Raw genomic sequence first — 18579 nt, 5'->3', positions numbered from 1 at the left:
AGGGACTTACAGGCCGCTGTAGGCGTGCAGACCCTTGAAGAACACGTTGACCACGACGAAATTGAACATCACGGCACTGAAGCCGATGATCGCGAGCGTGGCCGCCCGTGATCCGCGCCAGCCGCGCGTCGCCCTGGCGTGGATGTACCCGGCGAAGATCACCCAGATGATGAAGGTCCACACCTCTTTGGTGTCCCAGCCCCAGTACCGACCCCAGGCGCGCTCCGCCCAGATGGCACCGGCCATGAGCGTGAACGTCCAGAAGATGAAGCCGATGATGTTGACGCGGTAGGCGAGGTTCTCGAGACGCTCCGCGTTCGGGAGGGTGAGCAGGAAGCGGAGACGCCCGGAGCTCTGGGTGGGCTGCACGAGCCCGAGCCGGCGCTCGCGACGCCCCTGCAGGAGCTGCACGACGCTCAACGCGAAGCCGATGGCGAAGAACGCCGTACCGAGGCTCGCGACGAACACGTGGATGACGAGCCACGCCGACTGCAGCGCCGGCGGCAGCGGGACGACCTCGACGTAGAAGTTCGCGGTCGCGAGGCCGAGGAGCACGGTCACGAGGCCGATCACGAAGCTGCCGAGGAATCGGAGGTCCACGCGTGCGATGACCACGAGGAACACCGCGACGATCAGCAGCGTGCCCGTCATCGCGAACTCGTACATGTTCGCCCACGGCACACGACCGGCGGCGATACCGCGCGTCACGTCCGCGACGAGGTGTAGCAGGAAGGCGATGACGGTGAGCGAGACCCCCACCCGGAGGCTCGGCGACTTGCGCGACGCCTGCTGCTCGGGCTCGTCCGAGGGACGGCGGGTCTTGCGCGGGACACCGTCGCTCGTGACGATCGGTGCGGCGGTCCGCGCCGCGGCGGAGGCGAGTGCACCGACGCGTTCCTCGGCGGCTGCCGACCGTTCCAGCTCGGCCCGCTCGGCCGCGTCGATCGCCGCGGTGACCTCGGCGCTGCGGCGCGCGAGATCGAACGTGAAGGCGATGAACGCCAGCGCGTAGACGGCGACGGCCGACCAGAGGCAGAGGTTCGAGATTTCGACGAGGGTCACGGGGTGATTCTACCTTCGGGTTCGGACGGGACAGGCGTTGGACTGTGCGCTTCGGCGATCGCCGCGACGGCGGCTTCGAGGCCGGGGTCCTCGCCTCGGGCGAGCCCGGCGTATTCGAGGGAGACCGTGCCGTCGCTCCCGGTCACGGCCTTCACCCAGACGCGGCGTCTGGCGACGAAGAGCGAGGTGATGAGGCCGGACAGGGCGAGGATGGCGAACGCGAGCACCCACAGCTGGGTCGGGTCGTGGTGGACGTCGAACGAGGCGAACCGCTTGACGGAGCCGGCGTAGTTCTCGGTCGACGGGTTGGCGGCGACGTTGTCGAAGGACACCGTGCCGAGTCCGTTCGGCAGGTCGGTGATCTGGCCGGGCGTGAGTTCGATCGACTCGACGCCGGTGTCGCCGCCCGTGAGCTGCTTCATGTCGTCGACGTCGAGCGCGTAGACCGACTTCGGAGCACCGGCGTTGATGCCGAGGTCGCCGGAGTAGACGTTGAGCGTCAGCACCGGGTAGGCGAGGTCGGGGTAGGACGAGAAGAACGGCGGCTTGGATGCTGCCTGCGTCGGGTAGAAGAACCCGATCATGCCGAGCTGCTCCGCCAGTCCGTCCGGGACCTTGACGATGCCGAGCGAGGTGAGCTGGGCGTCCTGCGGCAGGAACGGGATGGAGTCGCTGAACACGACCTTGCCCTCGGGATCACGGACGGTGATCGTCGGCGCGTAGCCGTTGCCGAGCAGGTAGACGTCGGTGCCCTCGAACCGCAGCGGATCGTTGACCTTGATCGTCGCGTCCTGCGGCTTCCCACCGGGCGAGGTCGTCGTGACCTTCGCGCGGTAGTCGATCGCCTGACCGTACGCGTCGAGGTTCTCGGTCTCGTAGGTGACGCCGAACTCGTCGAGCGTCAGCTTGTAGGGCGCCAGCTCCGACTCGTTGAAGAAGCGGCCCGGGTTGAACGAGTCGTAGTCGAGCAGGGTGTTGACGAAGGTCTGCCCCTCGACGAGCACGCGCTGACCGGAGAAGCCGAAACCGCCGCCGAAGCCGACCGTCACGAGGATGCCGACGAGGGCCGAGTGGAAGACGAGGTTGCCGGTCTCGCGGAGGAAGCCGCGCTCGGCGGACACCGATGCGGACCCCTCGGCGTCGTAGCGTTCGACGCGGTAGCCCTGGCGCTTCAACTGCTTCGTCGCGTCGTCGATGAGCTCGGTGGCGCTCGCGCCGCTGTCGTCGCTGCGACGTTCGAACGCGGAGAGCCGAGACAGACGCGCGGGCGTCCGCGGCGGGCGGGAGCGCAGGGCGAGCCAGTGGTGCTTCGTCCGCGGGATCACGCAGCCGATGAGCGAGATGAACAGCAGCAGGTAGATCGCGGAGAACCAGGCCGAGCTGTAGACGTCGAACGCCTGCACCTTGTCGAGGATGGGCGCGAGGTCCGGGTTGTCGGTGAAGTACTGGGTGACGCCGTTCGGGTCGCTCGACCGTTGCGGGACGAGCGAACCGGGCACCGCGGCGATCGCGAGCAGCAACAGCAGGAACAGCGCCGTGCGCATGCTCGTGAGCTGACGCCAGAAGAAGCGGAGCCAGCCGACGAAGCCGAGTTTCGGCTGGTTGATGCCGTCGGCCGGAGCCGGTGCGGCGGAATCGATGTGATCAGAGGGGCGTGACAAGGCCGCTCATCACCCCCTGCAACGAGTACATCCAAGCGGACCAGAGACCAGACACCATCAACACACCGATCACGATGAGGAGCACGCCGCCGATGATGTTGATCGTGCGGATGTGCCGTTTGAGGAACGCCAACGACCCCGTGACCCAACCGAGTCCGAGCGCGACGAGCAGGAAGGGGATGCCGAGACCGAGGCAGTAGAACAGCCCGAGGAGCGCCCCGCGCCAGGCGGAGCCGCCCGAGAGCGAGAGCGCGCTGATCGCGGTGAGGGTCGGGCCGAGGCAGGGCGTCCAGCCGATGGCGAAGACGAAGCCGAGCAGCGGCGCGCCGGCGAGGCCGGTGGCGGGTGCCCAGCTGGTGCGCACCGTGCGCTGCAGCCGCGAGAACTGCCCGATGAAGATGAGCCCCATGAGGATGACGACCGCGCCGAGGACGCGGGTGATGACGCCCTCCCACTCGACGAACCAGGCGCCGATCGTTCCGACGAACGCCGCGATCGCCACGAACACGACGGTGAAGCCGAGGATGAAGAGACTGACGCCGAGCAGCACGCGGCGGCGGCCCGCACCGGAGCGCCCCTCCTCGACCGTCGTCATGCCGCCGACGTATCCGAGGTAGCCGGGGACGAGCGGCAGGACGCACGGCGAGAGGAAGGACAGCAGACCGGCCGCGATGGCGATCGGGATCGCCACGAGGAGCTGGCCGCCGTAGACGAGCTCGCCGGGGCTCACTCTGGGGCGCTCTCGGCGATCGTGTCGCGGATGAGGGTGTCGAGGATGGTGCGGTCCTGCAGCTGCCCGAGGATGCGTGCGGCGACCCGACCCTGGGCGTCGAGGACGATGGTGGTCGGCACCGCGTTCGGCGGGACACTGCCCGTGAAGGCGAGCTTCGCCTCCCCGCTGTCGACGTCGAGGATGGAGGGGTAGGTGATGCCGAAGGTGCCGTTGAACGCCTTCGCGGTGTCGGCGGTGTCGCGGACGTTGACGCCGATGAAGGTGGCGCCCTGGTCGGTGTAGGCCTCGTTGAGCGCCTGCAGGTCCTTCGCCTCCGCGCGGCAGGGGGCGCAGGCGGCGTACCAGAAGTTCACGACGAGGACCTGGCCCGCGTGGTCCGCGGAGGAGATCTGCTCGCCGTCCTCGCCGACGCCCGAGAAGCTGATCGACTCACCGCGGTCGTCGAGTGCGACCTCCGTCACGCTGCCGTCGCCGGCGACGTACCCCTTGCTGCTGCCCTCGCGGTACTGCTCGGCGAGCGGATCGCTCCCGCACGCTGTCAGGAGGAGCGCCCCGACGGCCAACACGGCGGCGACGGCGAACGTCCTCGATCGGCGGGCCATCAGACGGCCCCGACATCAGTCGCGCCGGACGACAGACGGGCGGCCGGATCGACGTAGCCGACCTCGACGAAGCCCTGCTCGGTCCGTTCGAAGGTGGTGATGCTCGACAGGGCGCAGCGTCGCTTCCGTGGGTCGTGACGATAGGGCACCCCGACCACGGAGCTGTGCAGCATCCAGATGGGCAGCTGGTGGCTGACGATGACGACGTCGCCGGACGGCGTCGCGCGCCAGGCGTCCTCGACGGCCGCCGTCATGCGATTGACGATCGACGCGTACGGCTCGCCCCAGCTCGGACGGGACGGGTTGCGGAGCTTGGGCCAGTTGAGCGGGTTCTTCAGGGCGCGGCTCATGCGCTTGCCCTCGAACTCGTTGAACGGTTCGATCACGCGCGGCTCGGAGACGACGGCGAGCCCGAACGCGGCGGCGACCGGCGCTGCGGACTCCTGGGTGCGCTGCAGTGGGGACGCGTAGAGCGCGCCCACCGTGCGATCACGGCTCACGAGGTCGTCGGCGGCGGCCTGCGCCATGCGCTCGCCGAGCTCCGACAGTCGGAATGCGGGGAGTCGACCGTAGAGCACACGAGAAGGATTGTGCACCTCGCCGTGACGCACGAGATGGATCTGGTCGGCTACCACCCTTCAAGTGTACGTTTCCCCAAGCTGCGGATTCACCGTGACCTCCGTCCAGGTCCGAGCCACGAGCGACGGCTAAGCTGTCGGGGTGAGTGAACGCGTCGTTGTGAAGAACCTGGCCGCCCTGTCCGACGGTCCCGTCACCGTCTCCGGATGGGTCGAGACCGTCCGCGACCAGAAGAAGGTGCAGTTCGTCGTCCTCCGCGACGAGAGCGGCGCCGTCCAGCTGGTGAACCCGGCTGTCCGCGAGGTCGACCCGGAGGTCGAGGGCTCCGCCGAGCGCCTCGCCACCACCGAGGCCATCTCCGCCCTCGCGCACGGCTCATTCATCACCGTCACCGGCGAGCTCAAGCACGACGAGCGCGTCAAGCTCGGCGGCATCGAGGTCAAGGTCGCGACGCTCGAGGTCGTCACCGCGGCCAACCCCGAGACGCCGATCGCTGCGGACTCCTCGCTCGACAAGCGGCTCGACTGGCGCTTCCTCGACCTGCGGCAGCCGAAGCAGGCCCTGATCTTCCGCATCCAGACCACGTTCGAGCACGCCCTGCGTCAGTACTGGATCGACAACGACTTCATCGAGATCCACACCCCGAAGCTCATGGCCAGCGCGAGCGAGTCGCGCGCCGAGCTCTTCGAGGTCGACTACTTCGAGGGCAAGGCGTACCTCGCGCAGTCGCCGCAGTTCTTCAAGCAGATGGCGCAGTCCGCCGGCTTCGGCAAGGTGTTCGAGGTCGGACCGGCATTCCGCGCCGACCCCTCGTTCACCAGCCGACACGCGACCGAGTTCACGAGCGTCGACGCCGAGATCAGCTGGATCGAGTCCCACGAGGACGTCATGCAGCTGCACGAGGAGCTCCTCGTCGCCGGCTTCACGGCGGTCAAGGAGAAGCACGGCGAGCAGATCGCCGAGCTCTTCGGCATCGAGCTCGAGGTCCCGTCCCGTCCGTTCCCGCGCATCCCGCTGGCCGAGGCCAAGCGCATCGTCGCCGAGCGCGGCTACGAGATCCCCCGCGCCGACGACGACATGGACCCCGAGGGCGAGCGTCAGATCGCTGCCTACGTCAAGGAGACCTTCGGTCACGACTTCGTCTTCCTGACCGACTACGCGTCGAGCATCCGGCCGTTCTACCACATGCGCAACACCGAGGACGGCTCGCTCACCAACAGCTACGACCTCATCTACAACGGGGTCGAGATCTCCACTGGCGCGCAGCGTGAGCACCGCGTCGACGTCCTCGTCGAGCAGGCCAAGGAGAAGGGCCTGGAGCCCGAGGAGCTCGAGTTCTACCTCGACTTCTTCCGCTACGGCGTCCCGGCGCACGGCGGCTTCGGCATGGGCCTCGCCCGTGTGCTCATGCTCATGCTGCACGAGACCTCCATCCGCGAGGTCACCTACCTGTTCCGCGGCCCGACCCGCCTCGCCCCGTAACCCCGCAAGAAGGACGCCATGCAGATCGTCATCCTGTACGGGACCGAATCCGGCAACGCCGAACGCCTCGCCGGCGACCTCGGCAAGGCCATCGGCTCACAGCACCAGTGGCGCGTCGTCGACCTCGGCGACGTCGACCCCGCGGAGCTGTCGACCGACGAGATCCACATCTTCATCACCTCGACGTACGGCGACGGCCTCCTCGGAGAGACCGGCCAGATCTTCTACGAGGCGCTCGAGGAGTCCGACGTGGAGCTCGACGGGCTCCGGTACGCCATCTTCGGGCTGGGCGACAGCAGCTACGAGGACACGTACAACCAGGGCAGCTCGCTGCTCGACGCCATCCTCACCGAGCACGGCGCGACCCGCTTCGGCGAGTTCGGCCTGCACGACGACGGCGGGTTCGAGCGCAAGAAGGACGTCGCGCTCGCCTGGCTGCCCGGCGTGCTCGCCGCCGCAGAACAGCTCTGACCAGCGCTCTGGTGCGTGCCCGGACGCGACGGTAGCGTGACTCGCACCGGCCGTGCGGCGCCCTCGCACGTGAGCGAGGGGTGAGCCAGATGGACGCGACCGCCGAATCCGTGGTCCTGCGCCTCCGTGCGGCGGGGTGCGTCTTCGCCGAGGACGAGGCGGCCCTGCTCCTCGCCGAGTCGGATGACCCGGATCGACTCGAACGGATGGTCGCGGCACGGGTCGCCGGCCGGCCGCTCGAACACGTCCTCGGTTGGGTCGCGTTCCGAGGCCGCCGGGTGGTCGTCGAGGACGGGGTCTTCGTGCCGAGGCGACGGACCGAGCTCCTGGTCGACGCCGCGCTCCCGCGCCTCCGGAACGGTTCAGTGGTCGTCGAGCTCTGCTGCGGTGCCGCGGCCGTCGGGAGTGCGCTCCTCACCGAGGCTCCCGACCCCATCGACGTCTGGGCGTCGGACATCGACCTCGCCGCGGTGGACTGCGCACGACGCAACCTCGAGCCGCTCGGTGGGCACGCCCTGCCCGGAGACCTCTTCGACGGGCTGCCCGGGGCGCTCCTGGGGCGCGTCGACCTCCTGCTCGCGAACGCCCCCTACGTCCCGACGGCGTCGATGGTGACGATGCCTCCCGAGGCTCGGGAACACGAGGCCGTGATCGCGCTCGACGGCGGCGCCGACGGGCTCGACGTCCAGCGTCGGATCATCGCGCAAGCCCCGGACTGGCTTGCGCCGGCCGGTGCCCTCCTGATCGAGACGAGCGAACGTCAGGCCCCCGAGACCGCCGCGCTCATGAAGGCGGCGGGCCTCACGGCGTCGATCGTCCGCGACGACGACCTCGACGGCACCGTCGCCGTCGGCATCATGGCCTGAGTCCTGCGGGCGCCGGGCTCAGTCGAGCTGGAAGTCGACCGCGGAGCGCTCGACGACGAGCTGACGGACGATCTGCACCACGCGGACGTGCTCCGGGTGGACCTGGTACCGCTCCAGGGCTTCGAGGCTCGGGTAGTCGCCGACCAGCACGACGTCCCAGTTGCTCTCGGGGTAGGCGATGTTGCGTCCGACCTGGAGGTGCTCGATGTCGTCCGGCATGAACCCGGCGAGTGCCTCGAGTTCGGACTGCATCGTCGCGAACGCCGCGTCGCGCTCGGCGTCGTCCGTTGCTGCCAGCTTCCAACTGACGATGTGGCGGATGGTCACTGGGCCCCCAAGGGTCGATGTGGATGGGTGGACGTGTGGATCAGCCGGCGAGCAACGCGGACCGCAGGCGGTCGGGGTCGATGCGCCAGTAGTTGTGGACCCTGCCGTCGATGAGGACGACGGGGATCTCCTCCCAGTGGCGGTCGTGGAGCGCCGGATCGTCGAGGATCGAGAGCTCCTCGCGTTCGATCGTGGGGCCGTCGGACGGGAGGCCTGCGACCACCTCGTCGATCACGGCACGGGCGTCGTCGCAGAGGTGACAGCCGGGCTTGCCGATGAGCGTGACGTGCAGAGTGGACACCCCCTCAACTGTACGGGGTGCCCGAGGTCGGAGCACCTCCACGGAGCCGACACGTGTGGTGTTTCACCGAGACATCTGACACGATGCCGGAATGATGATGCCGTTGAACCCAGGGTTGAGAACCATGCGTATAGAAACCGCCGGGCTCAGACGCTCTGGCATGCGCCGGTCGAGGTCCGTTGTCATTGAGTGATGCCTACACATTCGGAAGCCGCGACCATCCTCGGCGAGCGGTTGCGGGCCGCTCGCAACGAGCGCCAGCTGACCCTCGAGGACCTGGGCGTGTTGGCCGGGATGCACTGGACGAACATCGGCAAGATCGAGCGGGGCCAGGTGCACCCCAGCGTGGAGACGCTCGTCCGCCTGAGTACCGCGCTCGACCTCGACCCCGCCCCGTTCATCACTGGCCTGAACGCCGACATGTACCCGGGCCGGGCGCACAAGCTGACGGCACGGGATCTGCTGGCCGCTCGCCGCGACCAGGAACGCTGACCCGCGCATCGACGGCCACTCCCCTCCAGCCGGTGGGGCCTGTCAGAAGGTGACCCGCCACAGGTACTGGTGACCGCCGGGACGGAACCAGGACACCTGCACGCTGGTGGCCCGGGCCAGCTCGGCGCCCATCACCTCGAACTCCAGGGCGCTCCCCGGCGTCAGGCGACACGGTTCCAGTGGAGCGAGGAGTCCGGGTCCGATCAGGCGAAGCACGACCCAGTGGACGGCTTCGTCACCGACGTTCCGGAGTCGATAGCGAGGTGCGTCGTCTCGTTCGACGACGAACGGCACCCGGTACGCGAGCTCGCGTCGGTTGCGGTGGACGGTTGGCGGGAGATCGCGGGTCATGCGAAGAACCTACGAAGGACCGCCGACGATCTCGGGGCGACGGACCGCGTGCCGCGACGCGCTGTGGATCAGTCCCGTCCGGCCTCGCCTGTGGAGGAACCTCGACACCGCTCGACCCGCGGAGACACCACGCTCTGACCGGCAAACGAGACGATCACCTCGACAACGCCAGAAAGCGCCGTACCCCAATGGGCAGGCGCTTCCGGTGGACGAAGAGTCGTCAGGCGCTCCGAACGGAGCAGCCGGCTACTTCTTGTTGCGGCGCTGGTGACGGGTCTTGCGAAGCAGCTTGCGGTGCTTCTTCTTCGCCATACGCTTGCGGCGCTTCTTGATAACAGAACCCACGGATTTACCTCACAGAATTGGGGGGCTTGGCCGCAGGGATCGCGACCGAAGAGAACAAGTCTTGTTGCCAGTCTAGCCGATTGCAGCGCGCGTCGTTCACACGCCGTACGCCTGCAGGCTGCTAGGAGCGAGAAACACCTCAGCCGACGTCGGCGACCGGGCGCTGCCGGACGGCGTCGACGGCGGTCTCCGGCACCCGGAACGACTTCCCGAACCGGATGGCCGGGAGTTCCCCCGAATGCACCAGGCGATACACGGTCATCTTGGACACCCGCATCATCTCGGCGACTTCGGCCACGGTGAGGAAGCGGACGTCGGCAGTGTCCTGCGTCATCGAACCCCTCCTTCGCCTCTGGAAACCCGCTTGAACGGCGCCCCGAGGACCGGAACGCCGCATGGCAACTCTAGAGGTCCGACGCCCGCCCTGTACATCCCCTGTGTGAACGGTATGCGAGGCCGGGCTAGGGGCGGAGCTTCTTCGTGACCGACTGCACCGCGTGGGTCACGTCCGCCGCGACCTTGCCGACCGATCCCGCGACCGCCTTGGCCTGGTCCGGCAGCGACAGCGCCGCGAAATCGACACCGTCGTCCTGGTAGTCGACGCTGAGGAATGGGATGAGCCAGTCCTCCACGTCCTCGAGCGGCGCCGAGTCCAGGCTGTAGTAGCGGTGCTGGCCCTCCTCGCGCACCTCGACGAGCTCTGCTTCGCGCAGGACCTTGAGGTGTTTCGACACCGTGGGTTGGCTGAGGCCGAGCTGCGCGACGATCTCGGAGACGCTCGTCCCGGTGCCACCGTGCCGTTCGAGCAGCAGTGCGAGGATGTCCCGCCTGGTGGTGTCAGCGATCACGTCGAAAATGTCGGCCATGGTCCAACGATAGTGATGGAGCGCACGGAGTACCATTGCCTCCGGCGCAGTCCTGAGGTGTTGAGGGGTCAGATGAGCGGCAATGCCATGGGGCGTCGTCCCGAGATCATCGTGCGCCACGGCCTCGCGAGGGTCAGGGAGGCCGTCAGCGACTTCGCCGCGAAGTCGACCTCCCGGTTCGCCATCCTCGTGTTCAGCTTCCTGATCTTCGTCTTCACGATGCTGTTCTCGCTCCCCATCGCGAGCGCCGACCGCCAGGTGACCCCGATCGCCGACGCGCTCTTCACCGCCGTCTCCGTCATCTGCGTCACCGGGCTCTCGACCGTCGACATGGCCACGCACTGGTCCCTCTTCGGTCACGTGCTCGTCTTCATCGGCGTCCAGATCGGCGCGCTCGGCGTCCTGACCCTGGCCTCGATCCTCGGGTTCGTGATCGCCCGACGACTCGGACTCCGCCAGAAGCTCATGGCGGCGAGCGACACGAACCCCCTGCGGTCGCACCACGGCCCCGTCGCCGAGGGTCAGGCGGTCCGGCTCGGGGAGATCGGCAACCTGCTCGTCACCGTCGCCGTCAGCGCCCTCGTGATCGAGGCGGCTCTGGCCGTCCTGCTCTTCCCGCGCATGCTGCTCGACGGCATCAACCCCTGGGACGCCGCCTGGAACAGCGTCTACTACGCGGCCATGGCCTTCACCAACACCGGCTTCACGCCGAACGCCGAGGGGCTCGCGGCCTTCGAGAACGACTACTGGTTCCTCAGCATCCTCATGCTCGGGGTCTTCCTCGGCAGTATCGGCTTCCCGGTCATCTACGCACTGAGCCGGAACTTCCGTCGGCCGAGCCGTTGGTCACTGCACGTCAAGCTCACGCTCGTCACGACGATCATCCTGTTCTTCGCCGGGGCGCTCGCCTTCATCCTGCTCGAGTTCAACAACCCCGAGACCTGGAACAAGTGGAACCTCTGGGACACGATCTTCCAGGGGTTCTTCCTGTCCGCCATGACGAGGTCGGGCGGCTTCTCCACCGTGGACATCGGCGACCTCAACGGCTCGACCCTGCTCGTCGCCGACATGCTCATGTTCATCGGCGGCGGCTCCGCCTCGACCGCCGGCGGGATCAAGGTCACGACGCTCGCCGTCCTGTTCCTGGCGGCGTTCGCGGAGGCCCGGGGCCGCGAGGGCGTGGAGGTCTTCCGCCGGCGCATCCCGCAGGACGTGCTCCGCGTCGCGGTGAGCGTCGTCCTCTGGGGTGCGACGATCGTCGCCCTGTCGACGATCGTCATCCTGCAGATGACCAAGGCTCCGCTCGACCACGTGCTGTTCGACGTCATCTCCGCCTTCGCGACCGTCGGGCTGAGCACCGGCCTCGTCGCGGACCTACCCGACGCCGGGGTGTACGTCCTCGCCGTCACCATGTTCCTGGGCCGCGTTGGTACAGTGACACTCGCCGCAGCCGTGGCCGCGAGTCAAAGCGGCCAGCTGTTCAAACGTCCCGAAGAGAGGCCCATCGTTGGTTGACCGCATCAAGCACGACGCCCCGGTCCTCGTCATCGGACTCGGTCGGTTCGGTGCGGCCTGCGCCGGGGAGCTCGACCGCCTCGATCGCGAGGTGCTGGCGATCGACGACAACTCCGACCTCGTGCAGAAGTGGTCCGACCGGGTCACCCACACCGTGCAGGCCGACGCGAAGAACATCGAGGCACTCCGGCAGATCGGCGCGCAGGACTTCTCGGTCGCGGTCGTCGCGGTCGGCTCCTCGATCGAGGCGAGCGTGCTCATCACCGCCAACCTCGTCGACCTCAAGATCCCGCAGATCTGGGCCAAGGCCGTCTCGCAGTCGCACGGCAAGATCCTCGCCCGGGTGGGGGCGAGCCACGTCATCTACCCCGAGCGCGAGGCCGGCGAACGCGTCGCCCACCTCGTGTCGGGCCGCATGCTCGACTTCATCCAGTTCGACGACGACTTCGCGCTCGTCAAGATGTACCCGCCGAAGCCCATCCGCGGGCTGAACCTGACGGAGTCGGGCGTCCGGACGAAGTACCGGATCACGGTCGTCGGGGTGAAGTCGCCAGGGAAGCCCTTCACCTACGCGACCGCCGACACCGTCGTGTCGAACCACGACCTCATCATCGTCTCCGGCACGTCGGCCGACATCGAACGCTTCGCGTCGCTCGAGGGCTGAATCCTCCTCAGCCGAGGCTGCGCGCGTAGCAGCGCGACTGCGGCTCGTCGACGTACGGCCCGAACGCCTCGATCGGGTGGTACCCCTCGCGCTCGTAGAAGCGCATCGCGTCCGGCTGCTCCGTGCCGGTCTCGAGGAGGAGCTCACCGAGACCCAGCGACCGCGCTTCGTCCTCCAGTGCCCGCAGGAGCGCGGTGGCGACGCCGGTCCCCCGGGCCTGCTGCACGACGAACATGCGTTTGATCTCCGCCTGGTCCTCGCCGAGCATCCGCAGGCCGCCGCAGCCCAGCGGGGTGTCGTCGACGTCGCTGGCCAGCAGGAAGAGCGTGATGTCGGCTGCGGTCGGCGGTGTGCCGGGTTCGTGATCGTCGCTCCCGTAGCGCGCGTCGAGTTCGCGGCGTTGGGCGGCCCGCAGCACGGTTCCCGCCTCATCGTCCCAGGCCACCCGGCTGATCCTGATCGTCATGCGTGTCCTCCAGTCATTCCGTAACAAGCATTACGGTAACATCGGTTCCGAGGTGATCACGACATGGTAAGAACCAAGGACCCAACGGCCCAGGCGCGGATCTCGCACGCGGTCTGGGAGGTCCTGGGCGAGCACGGCCCGCACGGGTTGACCCTCCGCGCGGTCGCGGAGCGGGCCGGGTGCACGACGGGCCTCGTCCTGCATCGCTTCCCCGACAAGCGCGCGCTCCTGCTGCACGCTCGCGACCTGCTCCACGAACGGACGGCGGAGCGGACCGAGGCGCTCGAAGCCGCAGCCGAGACCCCGCGTGACGCTCTGCGCGCCGTCCTCCGGCAGGCCCTGTCCCTCACCGACGAGACGCGCCAGGAGGCCCGGGTCTGGCTCGGCTACCTCGCGGCGGCGCTCGACGACGAGGTGCTGGCCGAACGGCACCGTGCGGGTCATGGCGTGTTCGTCGCGCGCACCCGCCGCCTCGTGGCCGAGATCCGCCCCGAGCTCACCGAGGCCGAGGTCGCCGCGACGGCCACCGTCGTCGTCGGATTCATCGAGGGCGTCAGCACCCTGAGCACGGCCGACGACGACCACTACGACGCAGCGGCCCAGCTCGCCGCGCTGGACCGACTGCTGCTCGTCCTCGGGCTCGACGAGACGAGCGACGCGTGATCGTCGTGGAACGGTGGGCGGATGCTCCGGCTCATCGTCGCGAGCGATTCGCCGAGCTCCTCGAGGAGTACCACCGCCGGACCGAGCATGAGAAACTCCTCGGCCGAGCGCCGAGTCTGGACGAGCCCACTCCGACGATCGCCCTCCCCGACCGCTACCGGGCCGAGATCACCGACCCAAGTACCGCCTTCGCCTCCGAGGAGATCCTCCTGGCCGTCGAGGACGACCAGGTGCTCGGCTGCGTCGTCCTGACGGACGGCCCGTCGCCGGAGCTCAAGCGACTCTGGGTCGACCCCGACGCTCGTCGCCGGGGCGTGGCCGCAACCCTGCTCGAGGCCGCGACGACCGTCTCGCGACTGCGGGGTGACGACACCGTGCGTCTCTCCGTGTGGCATTGGCGATCCGCCGCGATCGCGCTCTACCGGCGGTCCGGCTTCGTGGCGGTGGCTTCCTGGGACGACAGACCCGGCCTCGACTGCTTCGCGCGGTCCTTCGACTGATCGGGTCGCCGTCGGGTCAGGACGCCGACAGCTCCTCGGCGCGTGCGATGGCGGCTGCCGCGGCGCGGTCGAACGTCTCGCTGAAGCCCGCCTCGGCGAGCACGGCGAGCGCCTGCTCCGTCGTCCCCTTCGGGCTCGTGACGTTGATCCGCAGCTGCTCGGCGCTCTCCCCCGTCGTCGCGAGGAGTTCCGTCGCGCCGCGGAAGGTGCCGTTGACCATGACCGACGCCTGCTCGGGGGTGAATCCGAGGCCGATCGCCGTACGGGTCAGTTCCTCGATGAGGTAGTAGACGTACGCCGGACCGGAACCGGAGATGGCGCTGAGGGCGTCGATCTTCGATTCGGGGATGACGACCACCTGGCCGACGGTCTCGAAGAGCGCGGTGACGACGGCGAGGTCGTCCTCGCTCGACCGGGTACCCGGCGCGAGCCCGGTGACACCCAGCCCCACGTAGGACGGGGTGTTCGGCATGGAACGCAACACTGAGACCGACTCCGGCAGGGCGGCCTCGAACGCCGCACCGCGGATGCCGGCCGCAAGGCTCACGACGATCGTGCCCGGCTGCAACGCGTCGGCGATCTCGGCGAGGAGGTCGGCGACCAGGTAGGGCTTCACGCCGATCAGGACGATCTTCGCCGCGGCTGCCGCCCGACGGTTGCCGTCGGCGTCCTGCTCGAGGGCGATCGAGGTGACGCCGGGCAGCTCGGCGAGAGCCTCCGCCTTGGCGATGGTCCGGTTCGTCACCGTGATGCCACCGTCGACCTCGACACCCGGCTGGACGAGACCGCGGAGGACGGCCCCTCCCATCGAACCGGCTCCGAGGATGGCGATGCTGGGCAGGCTGATCGTTTCACTCACCCTGCGAGTCTAAGCACCTGCATGCTCGGCGGCACGTGCCCGGCCGGGTCAGTCGGCGAGGCAGGCGCCCGACGGGACCGCGGACTGCAGCGACCCGGCGAGCGCGACGACGGGCAGGACCTCGTCCATCGCGAGCGCGTACCCGACCGGCGCGGAGTTCGCGTCGCGGGCGAAGATCACGCCCGCAACCTCACCGGACTCGGTGAGGAGCGGGCCACCGGAGTTGCCCGGCTGCACCGTCCCGGACAACGTCACGACCTGACGGCTCGTCGGGTTGTTCCCGCTGATGTCGGCGACGAGGCTCGGCCCCACCACGATGACCTGCGCGCCACCGGCCGTGTACGGGCCACCGAACGGATACCCGGCGACGACGGCGTTCGAACCGGGCGCCGGATTCGGTGCGAGCGGCAGCGATCGGGCGCCGAGGTCGTCGACGCGGATGACGGCGAGGTCGTCGACCGGGTCGAAGTAGACGATCCGTCCTTCCCTGGGCATTGCCCCTGGGACCTCGACGACCGGGTTCGTCACGCCGGCGAGGACGTGCGCGTTCGTCATGACCAGGTCGTCGGCGAAGACGAAGCCGCTTCCGGTGAGGCTCCGCGAGCAGGACTCGGCGGTGCCGCTGATGCGCACCACGGACGCGGAGGCCGTCTGCAGCGCCGGCGTCGAGGTGTCGAGCTGCGGGGCGGCGGGCACGTCCGCGGTTCCACCGAAGGCCTCGATGACGCGTTGGGCCCCACCGTCGACCACCGTGGAGCGGAGCTGCGCGAGCGTGCTCTTCACCTGCACGGGCGTGACGCGGTCGATCGTGCCGATCACCGCGGACGACCCGACCGCCTGGGCGAGCAGCGGGATGCCGAGGGATCCGACACCGAGTGCCGCGGTCACGAGGACGAGCGCGGTGACGACGAGGTTGAGGGCGGCACCGAGCAGGCGTTCCAGACCGCGCAACGGGGTCTTGCGGACGACGGAGCCGATGGCCCCACCGATGAACGCACCGATCGTGTAGCCGATGGCGAGGACGACCACCGCCGCAGCTACCGCCGCCCAGCCACGCCAGGCCGCATCCGGCACCCAGGAGGCGACGAGCGGGATCGCGAAGAAGGCGCCGACCCCACCGGCCGCCAGCCCGACGAGCCCGCCGAGGCTCCCGAGGAGCCCCGCACGCCACCCGCGGATCAGGAAGCCGATCAGGACGACGACGAGGATGATGTCGAGGATCACGCCGGGTTGCATCCTGCGATCCTGCCATCACCCGCCGACAACGGGCTCCGGAAGTGCTGGGAGCAGCCGCATCCGGTCACCGATCCTGTCGAGGCGCGGGGAACAGCCCCACATCCGGTCACTGAGCCTGTCGAAGTGCAGGGAGCTTCGAAGCCGTGACAACCCTCAGGGGGCTCCGACGCCGCCCGCGCCCCGGAAGAAGTCGGTGAGGAGCGTCGAGCAGCGCTCGGCCTCCACACCCGCGTAGACCTCGACACGGTGCTGCAGTCGCCGGTCGCGCAGGACGTCATAGACGGAACCGACCGCACCGGCCTTCTCGTCCCAGGCCCCGAAGACGACCCGCGGGATCCGGGCGGCGAGGATCGCGCCGGCGCACATGACGCAGGGTTCGAGCGTGACGACGAGCGTCAGCTCCGTGAGGTGCCAGTCGGCCAGCGCGGCCGCGGCGGCGCGGATGGCGACCACCTCGGCGTGGGCGGTCGGATCGGTGTGCAGCTCGCGCTCGTTGCGCCCGACGGACACGACCGTGCCGTCCGGGGCGACGAGCACCGCGCCCACCGGGACGTCGTCGCTGGCCAGGGCCGCCTCGGCCTCGGCGATGGCGAGGTCCATCCACGCGGCGAACTCGGCCGGTGCGTGCATCCGTCATCTCCCCGAAATCCTGGTCGCCGCGCGAGCGACTAGATTGATCGTATGCGAGTGCACGTAGCCGACCACCCCCTCATCACCCACAAGCTCACGGTGCTCCGCGACAAGACGACACCGTCACCGGTGTTCCGTGCCCTCACCGAGGAGCTCGTCACGCTGCTCGCCTACGAGGCGACGCGCGGTGTCACGGTCGAGGAGATCACCATCCAGACGCCGGTGACCGAGACGGTCGGCGTCAAGATCAGCGAGCCGCGTCCGCTCGTGGTCCCGATCCTGCGGGCCGGCCTCGGCATGCTCGAGGGCATGGTGAAGCTGCTCCCCACCGCCGAGGTCGGCTTCCTCGGCATGGTGCGCAACGAGGAGACCCTCGAACCCACCACGTACGCGGAGCGTCTCCCCGACGACCTGTCCGACCGCCAGTGCTTCGTGCTCGACCCGATGCTCGCGACCGGTGGCTCGCTCGCGGCGGCCATCGACTTCCTCTTCAAGCGTGGCGCGATGCACGTCACCGCCATCTGCCTGCTCGCCGCCCCCGAGGGTCTCGAACGCCTCGAGGCCGAGACGGCCGGCAAGGACGTCACCATCGTCCTGGGCGCCCTCGACGAGAAGCTCGACGAGAACGGGTACATCGTCCCCGGGCCCGGCGACGCCGGCGACCGCCTCTACGGCGTCGTCTGACCCCGGCTCCCGCCGACATGAGGCGGATCGTCGTCCATCCCCGCGATGGACGACGATCCGCCTCATCTCAGTTGTGCCGCCAGCTGACAATCCCCGAGTAACAGAACGTCATCTTCCGCTCGCACTTGACAGGATCCGGGAGATTCCTGTTGTATTGCGGACTATGACGACCAACGCGCCCACCCCGACCTCCTTCGAGGCCCCTGGGAACGCCGGCATGATGATGCCCGGCCGCGCTGTCATGTGCTGTCGAATGTGTCGCTGATCCGACTCCTCCAGCACCGGTAGCGATCCACACGGATCCGCTCCACTGCTCCCAGCACCTCCGAGTCCGCCGCTCCCCCACCAGGTGAGCCGACTCCCGGACGTACCCCGTCCGTACCCGGCCGACGCGCCACTTCCCGGATCGCGGGACCGCAACTGCCCACCGGCAGGCGGGATCACCCCGAGCGCACCGCGCACGATCCGTCGTAGCATCATCACTCCCGAGGACCTCGCACTCATGTCACTTGCAGCCGTTCAGACCACCCGCCCCACCCGCCAGCTCACCGCCGTCGAGGATGCGCCTCGGGCCGCGACCCCGCACGTCCGCGCCGTTCCAGCCGGCCCTGAAGCCCGAGGCTTCGTCCTCTACGTCGGTCTCGACGAGGCGAAGGCGGCGGCCGCCGGCACGAGCCTCGGTGAGATCGTCGAGGCCATCAAGGCCCTGACGGCCCAGTTCGCTCCAGAGGCCGAGACGCACGCGGCCGTCGCCCTCGCCCCCCGCGGTGCCGGCGGACGCGACCTCGACGTCGTCCGGCTCGCCCTCCAGGACCCCTCGGCACTCGCGGCCCACAGCGACGAGGTCGACGAGGAGGAGCAGGACCGCGCGCACGCCGGTGTCGTCGTCGACATCTCCCGGAAGCGCCTCGTCCTCGACAACGAAGCTGCGCCGCTCACGTACAAGGAGTTCGAGCTCCTCCAGTACCTCGTCCTCCGCGAAGGACGCACGATCGAGCGCGCGGAGCTCATCTCATCGCTGTGGCGTGCCGGCGACGACGAAGAGGTCCCGAACGAGCGGACCATCGACGTCCACGTGCGTCGGCTGCGCGCCAAGCTCGGCCGCTACGAGGACATCGTCCGCACCGTGCGCGGTGTCGGCTACCGCTTCGACCGCCACGCGGACGTCTCCATCCGCTACGCCAGCACCCCGTCGCCCGACCTGTTCTAAGCCGGTTCGGCGGC

At 68.9% G+C, this 18579-nt stretch carries 25 protein-coding genes; 10 read left to right on the top strand and 15 right to left on the bottom strand.

Features of this window, described 5'->3' with window-relative positions; genetic code table 11:
- Positions 1-6: 6 nt before the first annotated feature.
- The 5 genes from ccsB to IFU11_RS11510 are packed head-to-tail and all read right to left on the bottom strand — an operon-like array spanning position 7 to position 4693.
- A complete protein-coding gene (gene ccsB, locus IFU11_RS11530; protein WP_079706648.1) occupies positions 7-1062 on the bottom strand; it encodes a c-type cytochrome biogenesis protein CcsB in 1056 nt (351 codons plus the stop codon).
- Positions 1059-2723, bottom strand: a complete 1665-nt coding sequence (gene resB, locus IFU11_RS11525; RefSeq protein WP_137243967.1) for a cytochrome c biogenesis protein ResB — start codon at positions 2721-2723, stop codon at positions 1059-1061. Before resB ends, ccsB begins: the two co-directional genes overlap by 4 nt.
- On the bottom strand, positions 2707-3453 hold the full coding sequence (locus IFU11_RS11520) for a cytochrome c biogenesis CcdA family protein (RefSeq protein ID WP_079706647.1): 747 nt from the start codon (positions 3451-3453) through the stop codon (positions 2707-2709). Before IFU11_RS11520 ends, resB begins: the two co-directional genes overlap by 17 nt.
- Positions 3450-4058, bottom strand: coding sequence for a TlpA family protein disulfide reductase (locus IFU11_RS11515; protein WP_137243968.1), 609 nt, complete (start codon positions 4056-4058; stop codon positions 3450-3452). The genes IFU11_RS11520 and IFU11_RS11515 overlap by 4 nt, the downstream gene beginning before the upstream one ends.
- Positions 4058-4693, bottom strand: coding sequence for a histidine phosphatase family protein (locus tag IFU11_RS11510; RefSeq protein ID WP_137243969.1), 636 nt, complete (start codon positions 4691-4693; stop codon positions 4058-4060). The genes IFU11_RS11515 and IFU11_RS11510 overlap by 1 nt, the downstream gene beginning before the upstream one ends.
- 85 nt (positions 4694-4778) lie before the next feature.
- Between IFU11_RS11510 and aspS the strand changes: the two genes are divergently transcribed.
- From aspS to IFU11_RS11495, 3 genes are all read left to right on the top strand, one after another.
- Positions 4779-6119 carry an aspartate--tRNA(Asn) ligase gene (aspS, locus tag IFU11_RS11505; RefSeq protein WP_192019025.1) on the top strand — a complete coding sequence of 447 codons (1341 nt, stop codon included), beginning with the start codon at positions 4779-4781 and terminating at the stop codon, positions 6117-6119.
- Positions 6120-6137: 18 nt separating this feature from the next.
- Positions 6138-6590: a flavodoxin domain-containing protein gene (locus IFU11_RS11500; protein ID WP_085514012.1), complete on the top strand. Its 453-nt coding sequence runs from the start codon at positions 6138-6140 to the stop codon at positions 6588-6590.
- Between the two features lie 89 nt (positions 6591-6679).
- Positions 6680-7456: a putative protein N(5)-glutamine methyltransferase gene (locus IFU11_RS11495; RefSeq protein ID WP_137243971.1), complete on the top strand. Its 777-nt coding sequence runs from the start codon at positions 6680-6682 to the stop codon at positions 7454-7456.
- 18 nt (positions 7457-7474) lie between these two features.
- Here the strand turns inward: IFU11_RS11495 and IFU11_RS11490 are convergent, their stop codons facing one another.
- Positions 7475-7783 carry a Dabb family protein gene (locus IFU11_RS11490; protein WP_079706641.1) on the bottom strand — a complete coding sequence of 103 codons (309 nt, stop codon included), beginning with the start codon at positions 7781-7783 and terminating at the stop codon, positions 7475-7477.
- 40 nt (positions 7784-7823) lie between these two features.
- A complete protein-coding gene (locus tag IFU11_RS11485) occupies positions 7824-8084 on the bottom strand; it encodes a glutaredoxin family protein (RefSeq protein ID WP_137243972.1) in 261 nt (86 codons plus the stop codon).
- A 192-nt stretch (positions 8085-8276) separates the two neighbouring features.
- On the opposite strand from IFU11_RS11485, the gene IFU11_RS11480 reads away from it, so the two are divergent.
- A complete protein-coding gene (locus IFU11_RS11480; protein WP_064294610.1) occupies positions 8277-8576 on the top strand; it encodes a helix-turn-helix domain-containing protein in 300 nt (99 codons plus the stop codon).
- 42 nt (positions 8577-8618) lie between these two features.
- On the opposite strand, the gene IFU11_RS11475 is transcribed toward IFU11_RS11480, so the two are convergent.
- The 4 genes from IFU11_RS11475 to IFU11_RS11460 all read right to left on the bottom strand — a co-directional run bounded on the left by IFU11_RS11475 (position 8619) and on the right by IFU11_RS11460 (position 10138).
- The gene (locus IFU11_RS11475) at positions 8619-8927 is read right to left on the bottom strand and encodes a hypothetical protein (protein WP_137243973.1); all 309 of its coding nucleotides are present in this window, start codon (positions 8925-8927) and stop codon (positions 8619-8621) included.
- A gap of 246 nt (positions 8928-9173) precedes the next feature.
- Positions 9174-9272 carry a 30S ribosomal protein bS22 gene (locus IFU11_RS11470; protein WP_003792170.1) on the bottom strand — a complete coding sequence of 33 codons (99 nt, stop codon included), beginning with the start codon at positions 9270-9272 and terminating at the stop codon, positions 9174-9176.
- A 139-nt stretch (positions 9273-9411) separates the two neighbouring features.
- Positions 9412-9606 carry a helix-turn-helix domain-containing protein gene (locus IFU11_RS11465; RefSeq protein ID WP_079706638.1) on the bottom strand — a complete coding sequence of 65 codons (195 nt, stop codon included), beginning with the start codon at positions 9604-9606 and terminating at the stop codon, positions 9412-9414.
- A 127-nt stretch (positions 9607-9733) separates the two neighbouring features.
- On the bottom strand, positions 9734-10138 hold the full coding sequence (locus IFU11_RS11460) for an ArsR/SmtB family transcription factor (protein WP_064294613.1): 405 nt from the start codon (positions 10136-10138) through the stop codon (positions 9734-9736).
- A 72-nt stretch (positions 10139-10210) separates the two neighbouring features.
- Between IFU11_RS11460 and IFU11_RS11455 the strand changes: the two genes are divergently transcribed.
- Together IFU11_RS11455 and IFU11_RS11450 are read left to right on the top strand one after the other, a co-directional pair.
- Positions 10211-11653, top strand: a complete 1443-nt coding sequence (locus IFU11_RS11455) for a TrkH family potassium uptake protein (RefSeq protein WP_079003294.1) — start codon at positions 10211-10213, stop codon at positions 11651-11653.
- Positions 11646-12317, top strand: a complete 672-nt coding sequence (locus IFU11_RS11450; protein ID WP_056013885.1) for a potassium channel family protein — start codon at positions 11646-11648, stop codon at positions 12315-12317. The genes IFU11_RS11455 and IFU11_RS11450 overlap by 8 nt, the downstream gene beginning before the upstream one ends.
- A gap of 7 nt (positions 12318-12324) precedes the next feature.
- Here the strand turns inward: IFU11_RS11450 and IFU11_RS11445 are convergent, their stop codons facing one another.
- Positions 12325-12783: a GNAT family N-acetyltransferase gene (locus IFU11_RS11445; RefSeq protein ID WP_191941817.1), complete on the bottom strand. Its 459-nt coding sequence runs from the start codon at positions 12781-12783 to the stop codon at positions 12325-12327.
- Positions 12784-12846: 63 nt separating this feature from the next.
- Between IFU11_RS11445 and IFU11_RS11440 the strand changes: the two genes are divergently transcribed.
- Together IFU11_RS11440 and IFU11_RS20260 are read left to right on the top strand one after the other, a co-directional pair.
- Positions 12847-13446 carry a TetR/AcrR family transcriptional regulator gene (locus tag IFU11_RS11440; RefSeq protein WP_192019024.1) on the top strand — a complete coding sequence of 200 codons (600 nt, stop codon included), beginning with the start codon at positions 12847-12849 and terminating at the stop codon, positions 13444-13446.
- Positions 13443-13946, top strand: coding sequence for a GNAT family N-acetyltransferase (locus IFU11_RS20260; RefSeq protein WP_192019023.1), 504 nt, complete (start codon positions 13443-13445; stop codon positions 13944-13946). The genes IFU11_RS11440 and IFU11_RS20260 overlap by 4 nt, the downstream gene beginning before the upstream one ends.
- Before the next feature lie 16 nt (positions 13947-13962).
- On the opposite strand, the gene proC is transcribed toward IFU11_RS20260, so the two are convergent.
- The 3 genes from proC to tadA all read right to left on the bottom strand — a co-directional run bounded on the left by proC (position 13963) and on the right by tadA (position 16671).
- Positions 13963-14805: a pyrroline-5-carboxylate reductase gene (proC, locus tag IFU11_RS11430; protein ID WP_137243977.1), complete on the bottom strand. Its 843-nt coding sequence runs from the start codon at positions 14803-14805 to the stop codon at positions 13963-13965.
- 48 nt (positions 14806-14853) lie between these two features.
- On the bottom strand, positions 14854-16041 hold the full coding sequence (locus IFU11_RS11425; protein ID WP_137243978.1) for a MarP family serine protease: 1188 nt from the start codon (positions 16039-16041) through the stop codon (positions 14854-14856).
- Positions 16042-16194: 153 nt separating this feature from the next.
- Positions 16195-16671: a tRNA adenosine(34) deaminase TadA gene (gene tadA / locus IFU11_RS11420; RefSeq protein WP_240044092.1), complete on the bottom strand. Its 477-nt coding sequence runs from the start codon at positions 16669-16671 to the stop codon at positions 16195-16197.
- A 51-nt stretch (positions 16672-16722) separates the two neighbouring features.
- Here tadA and upp point away from each other — a divergent pair, with 51 nt between their 5' ends.
- Complete coding sequence (gene upp / locus IFU11_RS11415) at positions 16723-17355, top strand: uracil phosphoribosyltransferase (protein WP_192019022.1); 633 nt, start codon at positions 16723-16725, stop codon at positions 17353-17355.
- 502 nt (positions 17356-17857) lie between these two features.
- Complete coding sequence (locus IFU11_RS11410; protein WP_192019021.1) at positions 17858-18565, top strand: winged helix-turn-helix domain-containing protein; 708 nt, start codon at positions 17858-17860, stop codon at positions 18563-18565.
- The last annotated feature ends 14 nt before the right edge of the window (positions 18566-18579 follow it).

This window comes from Plantibacter sp. CFBP 8804, from assembly GCF_014841225.1.
Lineage (GTDB): Bacteria > Actinomycetota > Actinomycetes > Actinomycetales > Microbacteriaceae > Plantibacter > Plantibacter auratus.
This window is presented reverse-complemented; position numbering and strand designations above follow the sequence as displayed.